This is a genomic window from Micromonospora echinofusca (assembly GCF_017614955.1).
Taxonomy (GTDB): Bacteria; Actinomycetota; Actinomycetes; order Mycobacteriales; family Micromonosporaceae; genus Micromonospora; species Micromonospora echinofusca_A.
Window position 1 is genome coordinate 1 of sequence record NZ_WVUH01000108.1, and the last position, 19,859, is coordinate 19,859.

Annotated in this window: 10 protein-coding genes and 1 pseudogene; 5 read left to right on the top strand and 6 right to left on the bottom strand. The window is 68.8% G+C overall.

Annotated features, from left to right (window positions below; translation table 11 throughout):
* Positions 1-14 precede the first annotated feature (14 nt).
* The 5 genes from GSF22_RS14435 to GSF22_RS14455 are packed head-to-tail and all read right to left on the bottom strand — an operon-like array spanning position 15 to position 6,381.
* Positions 15-2,474: a type IV secretion system DNA-binding domain-containing protein gene (locus GSF22_RS14435; RefSeq protein ID WP_208814081.1), complete on the bottom strand. Its 2,460-nt coding sequence runs from the start codon at positions 2,472-2,474 to the stop codon at positions 15-17.
* Entirely contained in the window at positions 2,471-4,171 is a 1,701-nt protein-coding gene (locus tag GSF22_RS14440; protein WP_208814090.1) for a VirB4 family type IV secretion system protein, read from the bottom strand. Before GSF22_RS14440 ends, GSF22_RS14435 begins: the two co-directional genes overlap by 4 nt.
* 41 nt (positions 4,172-4,212) lie before the next feature.
* On the bottom strand, positions 4,213-5,106 hold the full coding sequence (locus tag GSF22_RS14445; RefSeq protein ID WP_208814082.1) for a PrgI family mobile element protein: 894 nt from the start codon (positions 5,104-5,106) through the stop codon (positions 4,213-4,215).
* Entirely contained in the window at positions 5,103-6,074 is a 972-nt protein-coding gene (locus GSF22_RS14450; RefSeq protein ID WP_208814083.1) for a conjugal transfer protein TrbL family protein, read from the bottom strand. Before GSF22_RS14450 ends, GSF22_RS14445 begins: the two co-directional genes overlap by 4 nt.
* A 13-nt stretch (positions 6,075-6,087) precedes the next feature.
* Positions 6,088-6,381: a pilin gene (locus tag GSF22_RS14455; RefSeq protein ID WP_208814084.1), complete on the bottom strand. Its 294-nt coding sequence runs from the start codon at positions 6,379-6,381 to the stop codon at positions 6,088-6,090.
* A 626-nt stretch (positions 6,382-7,007) separates the two neighbouring features.
* Here GSF22_RS14455 and GSF22_RS14460 point away from each other — a divergent pair.
* The 3 genes from GSF22_RS14460 (at position 7,008) to GSF22_RS14470 (ending at position 8,746) form a co-directional block, all read left to right on the top strand.
* Entirely contained in the window at positions 7,008-7,688 is a 681-nt protein-coding gene (locus GSF22_RS14460) for a hypothetical protein (RefSeq protein WP_208814085.1), read from the top strand.
* A gap of 208 nt (positions 7,689-7,896) precedes the next feature.
* Positions 7,897-8,391, top strand: coding sequence for a DUF4265 domain-containing protein (locus tag GSF22_RS14465; RefSeq protein ID WP_208814086.1), 495 nt, complete (start codon positions 7,897-7,899; stop codon positions 8,389-8,391).
* Between the two features lie 58 nt (positions 8,392-8,449).
* Positions 8,450-8,746: a hypothetical protein gene (locus GSF22_RS14470; RefSeq protein ID WP_208814087.1), complete on the top strand. Its 297-nt coding sequence runs from the start codon at positions 8,450-8,452 to the stop codon at positions 8,744-8,746.
* Between the two features lie 496 nt (positions 8,747-9,242).
* Here GSF22_RS14470 and GSF22_RS14475 read toward each other — a convergent pair whose 3' ends face one another.
* Positions 9,243-10,583 carry a hypothetical protein gene (locus tag GSF22_RS14475; protein ID WP_208814088.1) on the bottom strand — a complete coding sequence of 447 codons (1,341 nt, stop codon included), beginning with the start codon at positions 10,581-10,583 and terminating at the stop codon, positions 9,243-9,245.
* 1,275 nt (positions 10,584-11,858) lie between these two features.
* Between GSF22_RS14475 and GSF22_RS14480 the strand changes: the two genes are divergently transcribed.
* Both GSF22_RS14480 and GSF22_RS35700 read left to right on the top strand, forming a co-directional pair.
* Positions 11,859-15,254, top strand: coding sequence for a LamG domain-containing protein (locus GSF22_RS14480; RefSeq protein ID WP_208814089.1), 3,396 nt, complete (start codon positions 11,859-11,861; stop codon positions 15,252-15,254).
* A gap of 263 nt (positions 15,255-15,517) precedes the next feature.
* A pseudogene (locus GSF22_RS35700) lies at positions 15,518-19,859 on the top strand (RHS repeat protein); the annotation flags it as partial.

Here is a 19,859-nt window from a genome sequence, read left to right on the forward strand (position 1 = left end):
AGGCAGCCCCGTGCTCAGCGGTCACGGTTGGTCATGCGCCGCCGCATCGCCGTGCGGGCGAGCTGCTGCATCGGCGGCTCGCCGGCGGTCGGGGCGTGCGTGGCGCACGCCCGCCGGATCGCGGTCGCCTCACCCACCACCGGCACGGGCGGGTTGGTCACGAAGGTGAACGCGGGCAGCTCCCGGTTGCCGACCAGCAGCCGGGCGGCGGCGGTGTACACGTCGAGATGGGCGAGGTCGTGCTCGTCCAACTCCGGCCTGGTGTGCCGGGACAACTCCCGCGCGTCGGCCGGGTCGACGGTGAAGAACAACTTCGTACGCGCATTGGCCGACACCGCCGCCGCGATGTCCCTCGGCAGTTGCGCCAGATCCTGGTGCGCCAGCACCAAACCCAACCGGAACCCACGCGCCTCGGCCAGCATGTCCCCGACGCTGCCCGGCAGCGTCAGGAAGTTCTGGCACTCGTCCACGTAGAGGCAGGCGTCCCTGCGCTGCTCCTCCGGGATCGTGGCCCGGGCGATGGCGGCCTGCCACACCCGGGCCACGATCATCGAACCGAGAATGCGGCTGGTCTCCTCACCGAGGACGCCCTTGGGCAGCCGGCACAGCAGCACCCCACCGTCGAGGACCGCACCCATGTCGAACGACGAGTGGGCGTTACCGATCACACTCTTGACGAAGTCACGCAACAGGAACGCGCGCAACCGGGCGAGCACCGGGGCGATGACCTGCCCCCGGAACTGCTCGTTGATACCGTCGTACCAGAGCCAGAACCCGCCGAGCCCGTCCGGGTCGTCCAGGCCGTGGGTGAACCTGGCCCGGAAGTCCCGGTCCTGCAACAGCGACGGCACCAGACTCAGGGTCGGTTTGGCGTGGCGCATCAGGGTCAGACACGCCACCCGCATGGTGTCGTCCATGCGTGGCCCCCACTGCCCCTGGAAGATCTTCGCGAAGATCCCCACCAGGTTGTCGACGGCCAGATGCGGATCACCCTGGTCGTCGAGCGGGTTGAAACAGCCCGGGTTCTCCTGGTCCGGGTCGATGATCACGACCCGGTCGGCGCACGAGGCGGGCAACCGGTCGAGAATGTCGGTGACCAGGTCACCGCGCGGGTCGACGACGACCGTCCCCCGTCCGGCCCTGATGTCGGCGAGGATCATGTTCAACAGCAGGGTGCTCTTACCGACACCGGTCTTACCGACCACGTGCACATGTTGGCGGGCGTCGGTCACCGGCAGGCCGACGCTGTGCCGGCCGATCTGCGCCCGGCCCAGCACCTTCACACCCCGCCCACCGGAGGGCACCCGCACCGGCGCCGGCACGGCCCTGGCCCGCGCCCGGTCCAGACCCGCCACCGCCAGGTCCTGCGGCAACGCGGCCAGCGCGGCGAGTTCCGCCACGGTGGCCAGGAAACCGCGCCGTAGCCGCCGCCCGGCGACCGCCGCGACCGGCTGGGGCATGCTCATGCGCCGCAGCCGGTTCGGGCCGGTGTACGCCGCAGCGGCCGCGGCGATGCTGTGCGCGAGCCCGACAAGACGCGCCCGCACCCGTGCGGTCCGCTCCCGGCCCGGTGGTGTCCTGTCCGCGTCGGCCGCCACGACGAACCGCACCGCGATCTCGAAGTGCGGCACCCGCACCGCCTTGTCCACGATGGCGCGGGCGTCGACGGCGGCCACCGGGTCCCGCTCGGCCGGCCGCGTGGCGTACCCCGGGGTTCGTGGCCGGACCGGACCGGACGCGAACACCTCCACCAGCCACCGCACCGGCTCGACAGCCAACCGCGCCACACCCGACACGACGCGGGTGGCCACATCAGGCCGTCCGTGAGGATGGGTGCCGGCGGTCGCCGCCGCCCGCCGGGCCGCCCGCACCCTTCGGGCCGACGCCGGACGGGCAAGGACCTGCACACACGCGTGTTCACGGTCGCGCACCTCGGCGCCGGCGGCCAGCAGCGCCCGCAGCGGGTCACTGTCGTGGTCGCTGCGCAGCGGCAGCACGTCGGTGTGCTGCGGCCAGTACGCCCCACCGACCTGCTCGCCCACGCCCGCCGGGATCGGCGCGGCAGCGTCCGCGGTGGTGACGGTCGCGGCCGGCCACGCCGCCCGCACCGCCGCCTCGACCGCGCCGGCCGGCACCGTACCCGGCACCCACACCCGGATCGTCAACGCCCGCCCGGCCCACGTGTACTCCCACCCCACATGCGGACAGCCGTACACCCGGCGCCGCCACGCCGACACGCCCAGCACACCCGCCATCGTCGTCCAGAACGCGGCGGCAGCGGAGTCGGTGACCTCCGGCGGCGCGGCGATGCTCACCCACCGCGCGCCGGCGGTGAACCGCCGGTGCCGCCACGCGAGCACCTGGTCGTGGGCGAACACCACCCCCACGACCACGGCAGCCACGATCAGGCCGAACCACGGCCGGTCGACGACCCACTGCCAGACCTGTACCGGCCAGACCGGACGGGCCGTCACGGCGCCTCCCCGATCCCGGTCACGGCAATCCGGTGCTCGGCATCCGACGCGACAGCCCGCAACGGGATCCGGCTACGACCGGCGACGAGCAGACCCTCACCACGCGGCGCCGACAACAGCAGCCGCGCCTCACCGGCGGTCAGGTCGAACGCCTCGGACACCGCGTCGATGGACTGCGTGGACTGACGCATCAGCACCTGCGTCGCCGCGTTGGACACCACCGCCACACCGAGGTCGGTCGACAGCACATCCGCGGCGTCCTGGGTGACCACACACAGCCCGGCGGACCGCTTCCGGGCGGCCTTCGCCATCCGGAACAGGAAACGCGCGCCCTCACCGTCGCGCATCAGCAGCCACGCCTCGTCCACCACGACAAGCCGCCGCCGGCGGACGTCCGGGGTCGGGGTGTCGATGCCCGACCAGATCGAGTCCAGCGCCAGCAGCGTACCCACGGTGCGCAGCTCGTCGGGCAGGTGCCGCAGCGACCACACCACCAGATGCCCGCGCGGCGTGGTGGTGGTCGGCCCGTCGAACAGGCTGGCGAAGTTCCCCACTGTCCACGGCGCGAGCCGGGCGGCGAGCTGCCCGGCGGCCGGGTCACCGTCGCCGGCCAGCACCTCGACCAGGTCCCGCAGCAGCGGCGCCGGCCGGGTCCACGTCGCCGGATCACCGGTGATCCCCGCCCCGTGGTAGGCGCCGGTGATCGCCCGGTCCAGGGCGGCGCGTTCAGCCGGCGGCGGGGCCGCCCCGAGCATCACCGAGATCAGCGTGTGCAGGTACAGGCCACGCCGGGTCAACGTGTCCGCCCGGTCGTCGTCGGGCAGATCGAAAGGGTTGACGCGTACCCCCGGTCGACCGAGCTGCACGACCGTACCGCCCACATGCTCCGCCAGCGGCGCGTACTCGTCCTCCGGGTCGACCACCGACACCGTCGTGCCCTGGTACAGGTTCCGCAGCACCTCCAACTTCACGAAGTACGACTTACCGGCGCCACTGCGCGCCAACACCACACTGTTGTGGTTGTCCTGCGCCCACCGGTCCCACACGACCACCCCGTTACTGGCGGTGTTGACCCCGTACAACACCCCGTCCGACGGGGCCACGACACCAGGGGCCGGGGCGGCCAGATCCGCCGACGCGAGCGGAAACGCCGCCGCCAGAGCCGTGGTGTCCAGAACACGACGCATCCGCAGCGCATCCACACCCACCGGCAGCGTGGCAACCCACCCCTGCTGGTGACGGAACGTGGCCGGCTGTAGATCCAGCAGCACACTGGCCGCCGCGGACCTCACCCCCGCGGCGACGGCACGCAGCTCGTCGACGGTACGGGCATGCACGGTCACGTAGATACCGACCTCGAACAACTTCGCCGCCCCACGGGCGACCCGCTCGGCCAGATCAGCGGCGTCGACCGCCGCCGCCTCCACCACCGGATCACCCAGCCGCCCCTGCTCGGCATCCAGACGGCGCGACGACTCGAGGCGGGCACGTTGACGCTTGAGCATCGGCGCGGCCAACTGCGGCACCACCGGATCCACGTGCACCGCCACATCGACCCGACCGGGATAGGACAGCAGCGGATCCAACCAGGCAGGCCCCACCTCCGCCGGGTAACCGCACACCACGTACGTCGCGGCGAACCCGTCACCGACCTGCACATGCCACGGCGTCACCACCAACGCGGCCGGCGACGGCATCTGCCCGCCGGCCGCCACACTCTTACCAGACTTCCACAGCTTCACGACATACTCCGCAAAGTGATCGGGGTGCCGGGCACCGCACGCGGACCGGACACCGCAGGGGAGAACGGATCGACGGCGTTCGCCAGCGCCGACGCGACGGCCGGCCCGTCCAGGACGGCGGCTTCGACACCGAGACCGGACAGGGCACGCACCGCGGCATCGGCGGCGTGTTCGCCGGTGACCACAGCGAGGACCTGCCGGCGCAACGGATCACGCCGACTGTCCAGGTCGAGCAGAAACCGCCCATGATCGGCGGCGGCGGCCTGCAACGCCGGATGCGGCAGCCGCGACGCCCGGTCCACGACCGTCTGCGCGTACCCGGTCAGGTCGTGCCGCTGCGCGGCCACGACGATCTGCGCCGGCCCGGTCAGACTGTTGAGGAACCGACCGAACCCGTCCAGCAGCGCACCCTGCTCATCCCCGGTACGCAGGTGGATGTTCGTGGTGCCACAGGCGATCAGAACCCTCCCGCCGCCCTCACAGGTCAAAACCCCGGCCGGACTGATCGCCGTGACCGGAGAACGCAGCGGCGCCGGAACAACCGGCGCACCCGCCACCACCGCGACCGTACTGGCCCGGGCCGCACCCGGCGCCAGCGTGCGGGGACTCCGGGCGAGCGTGATACCGTGCCGCAACCACACGTCCAACGGCAGACCATCGCGGCGGCCCAGCGCCACGACGATCGCGGCGGCGAACACGACGACGCCGACGACCAGCCAGACCACCGGCGGCAGCAGCTGCCCGAACGCGCGGTAGCCACCGAGCCCGGCGAGGCCGGCACCGCCGATGATGCCCAACTGCCGAAACGTCAACCCGAACGCGATGCGGTCGGGCTCGTTGACGTTCGCCGGGACGACGGCGCGCGGCGGGGTGTCGTCGAGACTGGTCACGTGCCACTCCGGTTGGGGAAGACGTTACGCAGATGGCGGTAGTGGTGGTGGGTGCTCATGTCGACCCGGGCCGCAGGCGCCGGTGCGCGCCGGCCCAGGTTGCGGGTCAACCCCTGCAGAGCGACGGTGCGCAGCAGGAAAGCCCCGACGGCCGGGCCGCCGCCCTGCGCGGTGAACCGGCGCATCAGGGCCGGGATCCTGACCGTGACCAACAGGACGACGATCACGATCAGCAGGTTGACCGTGTCCGAGCCGGGCACACCCAGCAGGATCGGCAGGTTCGACCGCGGGTCGGTCAGCAGGTCGACGCCGGCGGAGAAGGCGACCGCCTGCAGCGCCGGTGTGGCCAGGCAACCCAGGACGGACCGCCACCACAGCGCGGCGACGCCCTGGGTCCACGGGGTGGCGTAGCAGGCCAACGCCACCGGCCCGACCGCGGCCAGGACGATCAGGATCGCGACCCGGGCCAGCCAGCCACCGGCGAGCATGAACATCAGCACGACGATCAGCAGACCGATGACGGCCGTCAGAAGCGCGGCGCTCCCGTCGGTCATCGCCGCAGCGATACGGACCCGAACGAACGCGACCATCTCCGTCGTCGGCGCGGACGCACCGGCCATCGACACCGTCAGGGCATTGGCGACGTCGATGAGCACCGCGGTCAGCGGAACCGCGAACGCCGACAGGACGAAACCGACGGCGAGCCGGGGCACCAGCTCCTTGACGCTGTAGCGCATCTCGATGGAATCGCCGACCATCGTGGCGACGCCCACCGCGACGATCGCGAGGACGAAGCAGGCGTTGACGACCAGCGCACTCCGGTCCGCGATCGTCCTCACCTGCGGCAGGACGGTGACGTCCGGCGACACGAAGATCGAAGATGTCAGAAAGGCCAGCAGACCGCCGAGCAGGTCAGCGACCTTCTCGGCGAGCCACCGGACCAGGCCGTCCATCAGCCAGTCGACCATGACCGCCGCCTACTCAGCCGCGCAGGATGCCCTGCAGCACCTGCAGGACGACCGGGGCCAGAACAGCCAGCGCATAGCCGACCAGTGCCGACTTGAAGTTGCCCTTCGCCTGTTCGACCTGGGCCGGGTCGCCCCCGGCAGCCATGTAGCGCAGACCAGCGATGACCAGGAACATCGTCGCGACCAACGCGATGATGCCCATGATCCAGCCCGTGATACCGGAGATGACGGCGGGAATGCTCTGCGGCGCCGTCGGCGCCGGGGTGGACGTGACCAGAACGGCCAGGACAGACACAGCGGTGTTCATTACGGCACCCCACAAGGGATCTGACGGCCGCCACGGTGGGGACCAGGCGAAGGCCGAGCGGTCCGGTGGGGGCGCTCCTCCCTCGGATGTGACGAAGAGGGCTGCGGTGTCAGTACGCCGCGCCAGCCGTGCCGGACCATCGACCTCGCCAGTGGAAGGTCCCCACCGGGCGGGCATGCCGTGGATGACATGCACCGCCCAGATCTCGACTGTCAGACCGATCGAACTCGCAGGCGTCCTGACACACCCTGACACCACCGGTCAGCCGATCGTGCAGACCGCACCGCAGCGCAGCCTACGAATACGACATGTGGCAGCCCTCGCGCACCCATTCGGGACAGCCGGCGTGCCGTGACAGGCAGGAGCAGCCCGGCAGGTGCAGCGCGTCGGGCTGCCAGGCGAGCGCATCGAACGACGGTCGTCCTCGTCAGGGTTGGCCAGCTCGGCCGGGCTGCGTGCCGGAGCAGTCAAGATCTGATCGTGTTCGACGGATCTGGTGGGCGCGTGCAGGCGGCAGGCGTATCGCGGCCATGGCAGCGCGCGGCGACCGAAGGCGGCGCGTGGTCGGTGTCAGCGGCGACGCAGGTCTTTGGTCGAGCCGCTGCACGCCGACGTAGGGTCATCAGGTGACCGTGTACGACATCGCTGTCAGACTGCCCACGAGCGACGTGCTGCAGAAACGTTGCAGGGCGCTGGCCGTGCTGGAATGCATCATCGACGGTGGGGCGCCCTATTACATCTACGACCCGGCATGGGGCAAGGACGAGGCAGCGCTGATGAGCAACGGCAGCGGAGACGAGTGGGCCGTCGTGTTCACCGCTGACGGCACGTTCATCCGGGTCTTCGACCACGAGTCGGCGATGTCGCCCTACGGCGATCCGGACCACGAGCTGTGGCCAGGCCTGATCGACGGGATCCCAGCAACGCTGGGTCCGCAGCTGACGGAACCCGCCTTCTGCGATGAGGAGGGCCAGTTCATCGCCACAGCAGTGCTGTGGAGACTGGCCGGAGACGACCACTGGCATGCCGGGAAAGGCATCACCTTCCCACCGCTTCGGGGACTGTACGACCGCACCGGACCAGACGGCTCCGGCATGCTCGAGATCCTGCTCGACGACATCGTCGACCGGTTCGTCGAGTTCACCAGGGCCTACTACGAAATCGAGCTGGCCCGGACGGCGGTCGAGCACGTCGTCGACCAGAAACCCCTCACCGACGCGGTGATAAAAACGCTGAACCCGAATCTGACCCTCGCCGATCTGCTGGACAACATCGCCACGATCGGCTATCCGATCACCGCGACGTAGCGGGACTCGGCAAACCGGGCGTCGAGCACCCCCCATGCGACATGCACATCCGGTAGGCGAGTGAACCAACACGGAGCGGACCAAGGCATGTGAGGACATGTTTCGCCGCGACCCGGGGCGGGCCGCGATCGGAGAATGATCGCGGGCGGTTCGGAACGGCACCCCGTCGACTTCGAGCTGGCCGCTCTGCCTGCGGCATGCTTGGGTCGTGTCGTCGTCGAGCCATGCCGCAGTCGAACTACCACCGGGCTGGGTCCAGGTGTGGTTCCGTATGTCCGGTGGGCCAGCCACCGGCCTTGGCATAAGCGCCGAGGCGCTGCCGCCGGAACGGGTCCGCTTGCGAAGGGCACCGTGGGCCGCGCTGAACGCCGCCAAGGGCGACATCTTCCGTGTCCGACGGGACGCGGACGGGCAGCTGTGGGCACACGAGAAACTGGAAGCATCAGGCTTCTGCGCCGTCCGGGTGACGCTCGCACCCGACAGCCCACTCGGCCCGCCAGAGCCTGGCGTCGACGCCATTCTGGACAGGTTCACCGCCCTGAGCGTCACCGGTGCCGGCATGTTCGGGCTTGCCGTGATCGACATTGCGCCCGATGCTGATCTGCACCTGGTACGCCAGCTGTTGGATACGGGCCGGCGCGACGGCTGGTGGGACTACCAGGAGCTGTGTGTCACCGAGGCTTGGGAGGCGGCGTCGCCGTAGGCGCACACCCCGTGCTGGGTGGCACCCAGGTCATTTCCGCGTGCGGCATCCTCAGAGGATGGCTTACGCGCAACCGCCACCAACCCGCGATGAGGTGGACGCGTGGTTCACCGCTGTGCTGACCGGTGCTCGTACACGCGATGAAGCGGACCGGTGGGCCGCCCAATGGCACGGAGGGCCGGCCGACGACGCGGTCACCGACGAGGCCGTCTGGTGGGCTCTTGATCTACTCCATGGCATCGATCTGTCGACCGGACCTGACGGAGGCTTTCTGCACGACGACGACCAGATGCGCCAGTGGCTCGACGAGTTCCGCCGCCGCTGCCGGGTACTTCCTGCTCGCGACGACGCCTGACCTGCCCCCATCTCAAGGTCCACACCTCCTGCCGCAACCCCAAGTCGTAAACCCTGGCTGACTCAACCGGAGGCCGGCGCATTCACCAAAGTTCCCGGAACTCTGCGACGAGTTCCCGAGGCCCGTCGCGGGTGCTCCCCACCTGCCAGCACGAATTTTGATCCGACGACGGCGATGGCGTGCCCGAGCTGTCTGACTGGTTCGGTGGTGGCCCCACCGACCCTGACCTGTCCAGCACCGACACCGTGGTCGGACCGCTGCTACGAATCGATGGTGCGGGTCCGCCCTGTTCCCCGCCTCGCGCAGATCCCGACATGTTCGTACAGTAACCGCGACAGTCCCGCTCTCGGCGAGGAGAGCAGAGTCGGGGCGAAACGTTCTGCTCAGCAGCCCGACCGCCGCCGAGGTCACCCAAGCCGGTGCTGACGGTCGGCCTTCGCTGACCCTGTAGGGGCGAAGGGGACGCCGGGCTCCACCACCCGACGCCCCTTCGTCGTCAGCCTGCTTCCGGCACCCAGAGGAGAATCCAGCCCTCGCCCGAGGACAGCCCGTCCGCGGTCCTGCTGCGGACGTACAGGTAGTACACGTCAGAGATCTCCGGCGTGATGGTCACCTGTGCGGTACCGTCTGCGCCGGCGGGGACGGTGGTCTCCTCGCCGTCGTTGAGCCGGTAGGTGTACTCGACGACGTTCTCCATGTTCGGAGCGAAGGTGAGCCGACGTGGCGTACCCGCTGGCGCCTCGGGGTCGGCGTCGGTGATCGTCGGCGCGGTGTAGCGGACGTAGAACTGGTACCTGGTTGCCTCGGAGAAGTTCCCGGCCCGGTCGACGCTGTACACGGTCAGCGTGCGCGGCCCGTACGTCACCGGCGCATAGCTGACCGTCGCCGACCGGCCCGACGCGTCGACCGGGACGAAGCCTGAGCTCAAGCCGGACTCGCCGTAGCTGAAGCCCACCAGGTCGTCGGAGTCGGCGGTGAAGGTGAAGCTGCCCGGGATGCCGGGTCCACCGGTGGCCGGACCGTTCCAGCCGGCTGGGTAGTCGATGGAGGAGACGGTCGGGGCGGCCGGGGCCGCCGTGTCGACGGTGAAGCGGCATTCCGGCGACCAGTTTGAGCTGTCGTACCGGTCGGACGCCCGTACCGAGAAGGCGTAGGTGTTGCCGTGGGTGAGCCTGCCCCGCGGGAGTTGGTAGACGTACCGGGCCGGGCTGGGTTGACCGTCGAGGGTCACCTCGGTCCGCTCAGCCGGCCGGTCGACCGGCCATAGAGCGAAGGTCGCTGCCACAATGTCGCGGCCTCCGGTCTCGTTGACGTCCGGGTCGGTGACACTGGCCCGCAGTGCCGGCCCGGTGTCACCGGTCATCAGTAACGTGTCGCATGCCGCACCGTCGACGGTGAGCTGGTCCGGAACGTTCGGTCGCGTGTTGTGCTCCAGCGAGATACCGACGTTCTTGATCCAGCGGCCGTAGTGTTTGCTCTGTTCGTGGTCGCCGGCGATCCGGGCCATCAGGGTGAGCTGGTCCTGCCCGTCAGCCACCGCTTGGCGGACTGCTTCGCTGATCATCACGCCGATGAAGCTGCTGCCGCAGGGCAGGTTGGGATAGGCGACGTCCGCCACCTTCTCCCGTACTGCCGGGGCGGTGTTCCAGGTCGGGGCGCCTACGGGCGGGTCGGTCCGCCACAGCTCGATCTCGCGGGGCTTGTCGCAGTCGTTGACCACCGTCTCCCCGGTGATAGCGCGGGCCGAGACGATCCGCTTCCCCCCGTAGGGCGTCAGGTCGAAGGTGAAGTACGCCCGGGCGGTGTGCTTGTCCCCTTCGGCTTCCCATGTGCCCACGGGGACGGTGCCGTCCGAGGGGGAGAAAGAACTGGACGGCTGCCGGGCGTCGGTCCACGTCACGCTGGTCGGGGTGACGTAGTCGCCCACGGCCGCTGCTGGTTGCCCGGTCGCGACCACCAAGCCACCCGTGGCCAGTAGGAGAGCGCCGGCCATTGTGGCCGCCTGGCGCGTCGAGCCCCTGCGCCGAATCGACATGAAGCCTCCAAGCGAGGTGCGGAAAGATGTGACGATTGTAAATTCGTCGAGCAACGGGAGGCGTCGGGTCATCGGGTCGTGCCCGGGGAACGGGCGAGGTCCGCCGTTGCGTCAGGCCGTCGGCGGCGCGGAACGTGGAGTACCGCTCGGCGGGCAAGTGCAGTGGGCGACCAGGCGCCATCAGTATTCGTCTGAGGGCGTGTCGACGACCTCGTCAGCGTGCTGACCGGCCCGTCCGGGGTGAACCGACTTGCCACCCTGGTAAGTCTCTTGGGTCGTACCATGGCCCACGCTCGGGTTTGCATCGGTGCTCGGGGGTCTTGCTCGACCGGGGACCTGGCCGGAAGGTTCGGCCTTCCACCGGCCAGCGCGAGCGAACACGCCAACGTGCTCTGCGACGTCGGTTTGGTGGTCACCAACCGATAGGGCGGAGAAGTGCGGCGTCGACTGACCGCCCTTCGGCCAACACCTACTCGACGGCCCCGCCTGACAGTGGTTGTCGCCGCCCTGGCCTGCTCCACTCCAAGTGCTCACCATGGCCGGGAACGTCGGGATCCGGGAGGCGCCGTAAGCGGCTTTTGGTGCTTACCGTCGTGGCCGTCGGGGGCCCCTACGGAAGGCGGACGGGATGGGCCACGCTGTGACGGTACCCGGTCACCACGTTGACGCCCTCCACATCGGGCTTCGCTTTCAGGTCCCCGGCTTTGCAGATCCCTCATCCACCCGCTTTTCTCGCTCCGGGTGGTGCTGATGTCGTCGCCCATGTCTTTCGGCAGGTCCGGACCGAGCCGGTAGTTCAGTTTCGGACTGAGGTGGTGGGTGCCCCGGCGGCTTTATCGGGTGGGACGGCGACGGCCGAGCGGGACCTTGGTGGGCATCAACGTGGTCGGCCGGCTTCCAACTCCCGATCGGTTGCGGAGAGTAGTGAACCTTGACACCGAGCGTGATTGATCCTTATCTTCATTCGACTCTATCGATGGGGGTTGTGTGAAGCGGAGCGATGTACGGGGCCGTGCCGGATGGCGAAGAGCGGGGGCCTTCCTGGTCGCGTTGGTGGTTCTGGCCAGCGTGGCACCGATGCGGCATCTGGCGGGCGCGCCGGCTGCCGCGGCGCCGGTGGACGATTCCGGTGGGGCTTCGCCGGAGGAACGGGCGTTGGTAGCCGCGAGGGAAGCGGGTTTCCGCGTCGAGGTCGAGGGTTCGAAGTCTGAGCTCTCACGGACGCTGGCAACTCCCGAGGGCTCGCTCGTGCTGGAGTCGTACGCGACCCCTCACTGGACGAGGGACGGTGGTAGCGGCTGGCGGCAGATCGACACGCAGCTGCGGTCCGGGGCGAATGGTGTTGTGGCTCCGGTGGCGACGTTGGCGGATGTCGAGTTCTCGCCTGGGGGTACGGGCCCTGCGGTCAAGGTCCTGTTCAGTGGGGGAGAGCTGGCGCTGTCGTGGCCCGGTGGGCTGCCCCCCGTCCGCATCGTCGGCGACACCGCTGTCTACGAGTCGGTGTTTCCTCAGGTTGACCTCCACCTTCGGGCGCTCACGGATGGGTTCACGTGGGTACTGGTCGTCCACACACCGGAGGCTGCCACCAACCCGGCCCTGCAACAGATCAGGTTCGCGGTGTCGGTGACCGGGGGTTCGATCCTGAGCCGCGCCGGCGGGGGTTTCGAGGTGGTCGACACCAGTGGCGCGCAGGTGCTGTCCGCCGGCAGTGGCTTGATGTGGGACTCGACGGGTTTGCAGTCGCCGACGCAGGCCGGACTGCGGACGCAGTCCGCCGACGCGGACTCCGATGCCACCCGGGTGGTGCCTGATCTCGCGCTGAAGGAGGAACTTCCGGTCGCGCTGGTCGGCTCGGATCTGGTGGTGGAGCCGAGTTCGGCGATGCTGCAGGGCGTGAACACCGCGTTTCCGGTGATGATCGACCCGTCCACGACGATCAACAAGATCCGTTGGGGGTACGCGAACCAGACCGATGCCACCCGCAACGACGGGATCGTCCGGGTGGGTAAGAACCCGGACGGCTCGGGTAACTACCGGTCCTTCTTCTCGTTCGGCCTGACGGGCCTGGTGGGCAAGACGATCACGGGCGCGAAGTTCATCACGGAGATGACCCACTCGTACTCGTGTACCTCGACGGAGGTGAGCCTGTGGCGTTCGGCGGACCTGACCACGACCGGAAAGCAGACATGGGACGGCCCGAACCTGCAGCTCTGGTTGGAGAAACGGTCCGGGCATGCGCACAAGCCGAGTGAGGACTCGAATACCTGCAGCGGCGATCCTCAACCGGACCTGCACATGGAGTTCGCCAGCGCGGCGCTGAAGCAGGACATCATCGACAACGGCGTCGGGCAGGCCGTGTACACGCTTGCCCTGTCCACGCGACGCAGTGACGGCACCGCCGAGTCGACCACGGAGTGGTGGAAGAAGTTCGATCCCGCGTTGACCAAGTTGACCGTGGATTACAACAGCACGCCCAACACGCCCACGGCAGCCCAACTGTCGACCCATGCGGACTACACGTCACCGGCGCTCGGGTGTGTGACCGGCACCGGCAGGCCGATCGTCCGTTCGGCGCGACCGTGGATGAAGGCCACCCTGACCGACCCGGACGGCAGCGGCGGCGGCGTGCTGTCGGGGGTGTTCGCGGTACAGAAGTGGGACGGGACGGCGTGGGCGGTGCTCGCGGGCTGGCCCAAGACGGACACCGGGGTGGCGCCGGGTGCCAAGGCGGAGGCCCAGATCACGGGTCTGGTCGGCGGGGACCTGATCCGCTGGCAGGTGAAGACCACCGATCTTCAGGGCGCGGCGTCAGGGTTCTCGCCCTGGTGCGAGTTCACCATCGACAGTGATCCGCCGGCGGCGACACCGACGGTCACGAGCGCCGATGGCGTCTATCTCGAATCGCCGCCCAACGACGTGCGTCGCGGTGGTGTGGGCGTATCGGGGCGGTTCACCTTCGGTGCGAACCTGGTCCCGGACGTCTACGACTACGTCTACCAACTCGACGGCGGACCGCAGATGGTTGCCCAACCGGCGGCGCTCGGTGGCTCGGTCACGGTCTGGATCACCCCGATGCATCCGGGTGACAACGTGCTGACGGTGCGCAGCCGGGACGCGGCGCAGAACGCCTCCGGGGAGTACAGCTACGTGTTCCTCGTCGCGGACGCGACCGCGCCCACAGCGACGTGGTCGATGAACGAGGGCAGTGGAACGACGGTGGCCGCTGTCGGGACCGGCGGATCCACGGCGTCTCTGGTCAACAGCCCCTCCTGGGTCGACTCCAGGGTCATCGGCACCCACCGCACCAGCGGGAAGAACTGGTCGGTCAAGTTCGACGGCGTCGACGACCACGCCTCTACCGGCGCCGCCGTGGTGGACACCTCGAAGAGTTTCACGGTCTCGGCGTGGGTACGCGCTGACGCGATCACCGGCTCCCACGTCATCGTGTCCCAACCCGGGGTCAACAAGAGCCCGTTCGAACTGCAGTACCACCCGTCCAGCCAGAAATGGTGTTTCGTCACCTATACCAGCGACACGCAGAATGCCCCTGCTACCGCCAGTCCCGCCTGCGCGACGGCCGCGGTGCAGGTCGGGGTGTGGACTCACCTGACCGGGGTGTACGACGCGGGATCGGCGACCCAGCTGTCACTTTTCGTCAACGGGGTGCAGGTCGGGTCCGGGTCGACGGCGCCGGTGTGGAACTCCACCGGGTCGCTGAACGTCGGACGAGGACGCAACGGCGCGCCCACGGGGTACTTCAACGGCGCGATCGATGACGTTCGTGTCTGGGACCGGGTTGTCGTACCCGACCTGGACCTGAAGCCGCTGGTGGAACCGACCCTTGCCGGGCAGTGGGAGATGGAGGACTACGACGAGGACGCCCCACGCCAGGAAGGGGACGGCTCCGGTTATCAGCGGCCGGCGACATTCACCGGGTCGCCGTCGGCCTGGTGGGCGGAGGGGTACAACTTCTCCGGAGGTCTGGGGCTTGACGGAACGGCGGGATCGGCGGACACGGCCGCGCCGGTTGTCCGTACCGACCAGTCCTTCACCGTCGCGGCATGGGTCAAGCTGACCTCACCCAACCATCAGGCCATCCTCGCGCAGGACGGGTCGGTCTGGTCGGCGTTCTATCTGATGCACAACGCCCCGACAGGGCAGTGGGTGGTCACCATGCCCACCGCTGACGGAACCACCTCCTGGCAGGCCAACTACAGCACGTCCCTGGCGCAGTTGGACACCTGGACCCATCTGGCGGCGGTGTACGACGCGCACACGAGGCAGTTGAAGCTCTACGTCAATGGCCAACTCGAGGCGACCCGCGCAAACGTGACCGGCTGGCACGGCAACGGGACATTCCACATCGGGCGTGCGATTGCCGGGAACTTCGCGGCAGGAACCATCGACCGCGTCCGGGCGTGGCAGGGCGCGCTCACCGACGCCGATATCCAATATCTGACGATCGAATCCTGACACATCTTCGGTGGTGGCTGCGCCGTCAGGCGCAGCCACCACCCCACACAGGGTGTCCCATCGCCGCGGAATTCAGTGGCGCTTTCCATGTCCTCACACACGTTGTCCGGGAGGCAAACGTGCCACGGTCCCACACGCCCACATCCGGGTTGAACAGCCGACAATGGAAACGCAGACAACTCGCATCCACCATACGGAAACGGGGCCGGCTCCTGTCGGCACTGGGGCTTTCGGCGCTACTGGCCGCAACCCTGGTCACCCAGGTGCCGGCACAGGCCGAAACGCCCGCCGCCGCGGCGAACCTCCAGCCCCAGCAGTACCCGTCGGTGCCCGGCGCGGCGATACGACCGTCCGCGCCGAAAGCAGCGCCCACGAATCCCGCCGCGAGGGTCGCCCGTCCCGCGCCGGTGTGGCCCGCCCCCGCCACGGCGGTCATCGACCTGACCGGCTCTACCGGGAGTCGCGGGACCACGACACAGGTCGACGGGATGCCGGTCCGGGTCTCCCGGCCCCCCGCTGCCAGCGCCCGTAGCGGTCTCTCGGTTCCGTCGTCGGTACGGGTGGAGGTCCTGCCCCGCTCGTCAGCGGCGAAAGCCGGGGTGAACGGGCTCCTCGTGCGGATCGTCCGCGATGACGCGTCCACCGCTGCCGGCCAGGTGCAGGTCACCATCGACTACGACCGGTTCCGCACGGCGTTCGGGGCCGACTGGGAGTCCCGTCTACGGCTCGCCGCCCTGCCAGAGTGTGCCCTGTCGACTCCCGGCGCCACCGGCTGCGCCGAGACCCCGCTTCCCACGAGCAACGAGCACCGCAGAGGAATGGTCACCTCCACGGTCACGCTGCGGCCCGACAGGACAAGCCTCACCCCGTCGGCAGGGGCGATCGGCAAACCCGGGACCCTGCTCGCGCTGTTGAGCGGCCCTTCCGGTGGAGCGGGTGACTTCGCCGCATCCGACCTGGCCCCGTCGTCGAGCTGGGGGCATGGCGGGTCCACCGGAGGGTTCCAGTGGTCCTACCCGATGGAGATACCGGACGGGCTCGGCGGGCCTGAACCGGAGCTCAGTCTGTCCTACAGCTCCCAGTCCGTCGATGGTCGGCAGGCCGCCACCAACAACCAGCCGGGCATGATCGGTGAGGGCTTCGACTACACGCCCGGATTCGTCGAGCGGCGATACAAGCAGTGCTCCGACGACATGACCGGCGGGGCGAACAACACGGTGAAGACCGGGGACCTCTGCTGGGGGCCCGACAACGCCGTCATGTCACTCGGCGGCCGGTCGATGGAACTCGTCAAGGGGGCCAATGGCGAGTGGCATCCCCGGCACGAGGACGGGTCGAAGATCGAACTCCTCACCTCGCCTGCCTTCGCCAACGGTGACGACAACGACGAGTACTGGAAAGTCACCACGAGTGACGGGACCCAGTACTGGTTCGGCCGTCACCAGCTACCCGGCTGGTCAGCCGGCCGACCCACGACCAACTCGGTGCTCACCGTCCCGGTCTTCGGCAACCACTCCGGTGAGCCCTGCCACCAGGCGACGTTCGCCGCATCGGAGTGCACGGGCAAGAAGCAGGCGTGGCGGTGGAACCTCGACTACGTCGTCGACATCCACGGCAACAGCATGTCCCTGTGGTGGACCAAGGAAACCAACTACTACGCGAAGAACAAGGTCACCGCGACGCCCGTCAGCTACGACCGGGCCGGATACCTGACCCGCATCGACTACGGCAGCGACAGCCGGGACAACAACGAGTACGCCGCCGCGTCTCCCTACGTCGAGAACACCCCGGCCAGGGTGGAGTTCACCAACGACCACCGGTGCCTGACGAACTGCACCACCAAGAACGCCACCACCTGGCCCGACACACCCTGGGACCAGGAATGCACCGCCAGCACGAACCCCTGCCTGTACATCTCACCGACGTTCTGGAGCAGCAAACGCCTCACCGTCGTCACGACCAAGGTATGGAAAACCGCCACGTCCAGCTATCAGCCGGTGAACTCCTGGACACTGCGGCACTCGTTCCTCGACCCCGGTGACGGCACCCGCGCCGGCCTCTGGCTCGAAGGCATCACCCGGCGCGGCCTGAACGCCACCACACCGGTCGTGATGCCCGAGGTCACCTTCGTCGGCGCGCAGATGAACAACCGCGTCGACGCGACCGGAGCCGACTGGGCGCTGGCCATGAACTGGTGGCGCATCGTGTCGATCCGCACCGAGACCGGCGGCGAAATATTCGTCACCTACAGCAACCGGGAATGCGTCGCCGGTAGCGTCATGCCGGCAGCGGTGGACAACAACAAACTCCGCTGCTATCCGGTCAAATGGACACCCCAGGGATACGTCGATCCCATCACCGACTACTTCCACAAGTACGTCGTCACTGAGATCCAGGAGATCGACCATACCGGCGGCGCCCGGCCCCGCCTGACCACCTACGAATACAACAACCCGGGCAACCTGCCCCTGTGGCACCACGACAACGGCGACGGCACCGTCCCGGCCACCCGGCAGAGTTGGGGCGACTGGCGCGGCTACCCGACCGTCGTCACCACCGTGGGCGAAGGCGCCGACGCCACCAAGACCGAAACCCTGTACTTCCGCGGCATGCACGGCGACAGACTCGCCGCCGGGGGTACCCGCAACGTCACCGTCCAGGGCATTGAGGGCGGGGCCGCCACCGACCACGATCACTTCGCCGGCATGCCACGTGAACAGATCACCTGGCTCGGCTCCACGGTCCTCGTCGCCGTCGTCAGCGACCCGTGGCGCTCCGACCCGGCGACCGCTACCCGCGCCGGCACACCCACCGTCGAATCACGGCACGTCGCCGTGAGGACCACCCGCACCCGCACCGCGGTCGACGGCGGCTGGCGGCGCACCACGACCACCACCAACTACGACGCCTACGGCATGCCCACCTCCGTGGAGGACTACGGCGACGACGCCACCACCGCCGACGACCAGTGCACCGCCACGGAATACGTGCGCAACATCACCGCGTGGATCCTCACCAGCGTCAAACGCGTCCACGCCTGGGCCGACGACTGCGCCACTCCCGCCACCAGCGTCGGGCAGATCATCAGCGACACGAAGTTCACCTACGACAACCTGACCTACGGCACCGCCCCCGCCAAGGGCGACATAACCGCCGTCGAGACCATCACCGGCTTCGACGGCACCACCCGCCAGTACCACACCGTCTCCACCAGCACCTACGACGTCTACGGCCGCATCGACAAGGCCACCGACATCGCCGGCGCGGAAACAGACACCGACTACACACCCGCCACCGGTGGGCCCGTCACCAAGGTGACCACCATCAACCCGCTGGGCTGGACAAGTAGCACCGAGGTGGACCCGGCGACCGGCGCCACCATCAAGACCACCGACGCCAACCTCCGGGTCACCGAAGCCACCTACGACGGCCTCGGACGCGTCACCGCCGTCTGGCTACCCAACCGGAACAAGGCCACCTTCCCGACCACACCGTCCACCGACTACAGCTACACCCTGTCCAAGACCGGACCGTCCGGGACCACGACCCGCACCATCAACGCCAAGGGCGGCTACCGCACGACCTACGCGATCATCGACTCCCTCGGCCGCCCCCGGCAGACACAGACCCTCGCCTACGGTGGCGGTCGCATCATCACCGACACGTTCTACGACGCCGCCAGCGGCGTATGGAAGTCCAACGCCGCCTACCGCGACGCCACCGGCACCCCGGGACTCACGCTGTGGAGCGGCTACGACGCCGACATGCCCAGCCAGACCCGCACCCTCTTCGACGCCGCCGGACGCCCCACCCACCGCATCCTGCTCACCTCCGAGGGCGGCGTGCAGGTCGAAAAGTGGCGCACCTCCACCACCTACCACGGCGACCACCACACCACCACACCCCCGGCCGGCGGTACCACCACCACCGTGTGGACCGACGCCCGCGGCACCACCACCAAACAGTGGCAGCACCACGGCACGAACCCGACAACCGCGTACGACGAGACCCGCTACACCTACCACCCCACCGGGCAACTCGCCTCCGTCACCGACGCCGCCGGCAACGAATGGTCCTACGAGTACGACATCCAGGGCCGCAAAACCCGGGCCGAGGACCCGGACACCGGCGTCACCACGATGACGTACAACAGCATCGGCCAGCTGGAAGAGGTCCACGACTCCCGCACCGCCGTCGCCGACCTCGCCTACACCTACGACACCCTCGGCCGCGTCACATCCGTCCGGGAAGGAAACACCAGCGGCACCGTCCGGGCGTCCTGGACCTACGACACCCCCGCCAAGGGACTCACCAGCACCGCATCCCGCTTCATCGGCGGCAACGAGTACAAGACCCAACTCGTCACGGTCGACGCCCAGTACCGGCCGACACAGGTCAGAACGATCATCCCGCCGGTCGAAGGCACCCTGCAGGGCACCTACACCACCAAGGCCACCTTCCTCGCCGACGGATCCCCGAACACCATCACCTACCCGGCAGCCGGCGGCCTGGCCGAGGAAATCGTCACCTTCACCTACGACGACACCTACGCCCTACCGTCCCAACTCAAAACCAACTACGGCGACGTCACCCACTACATCACCC

What these genes read in the sequence shown, in the direction of transcription:
- GSF22_RS14450 (WP_208814083.1), bottom strand. Translation starts at nt 6,074, where the DNA reads ATGGTCGACTGGCTGATGGACGGCCTGGTCCGGTGGCTCGCCGAGAAG.
- GSF22_RS14455 (WP_208814084.1), bottom strand. Translation starts at nt 6,381, where the DNA reads ATGAACACCGCTGTGTCTGTCCTGGCCGTTCTGGTCACGTCCACCCCG.
- GSF22_RS14440 (WP_208814090.1), bottom strand. Translation starts at nt 4,171, where the DNA reads ATGCCGTCGCCGGCCGCGTTGGTGGTGACGCCGTGGCATGTGCAGGTC.
- GSF22_RS14470 (WP_208814087.1), top strand. Translation starts at nt 8,450, where the DNA reads ATGGCTTACGCGCAACCGCCACCAACCCGCGATGAGGTGGACGCGTGG.
- GSF22_RS14480 (WP_208814089.1), top strand. Translation starts at nt 11,859, where the DNA reads ATGCGGCATCTGGCGGGCGCGCCGGCTGCCGCGGCGCCGGTGGACGAT.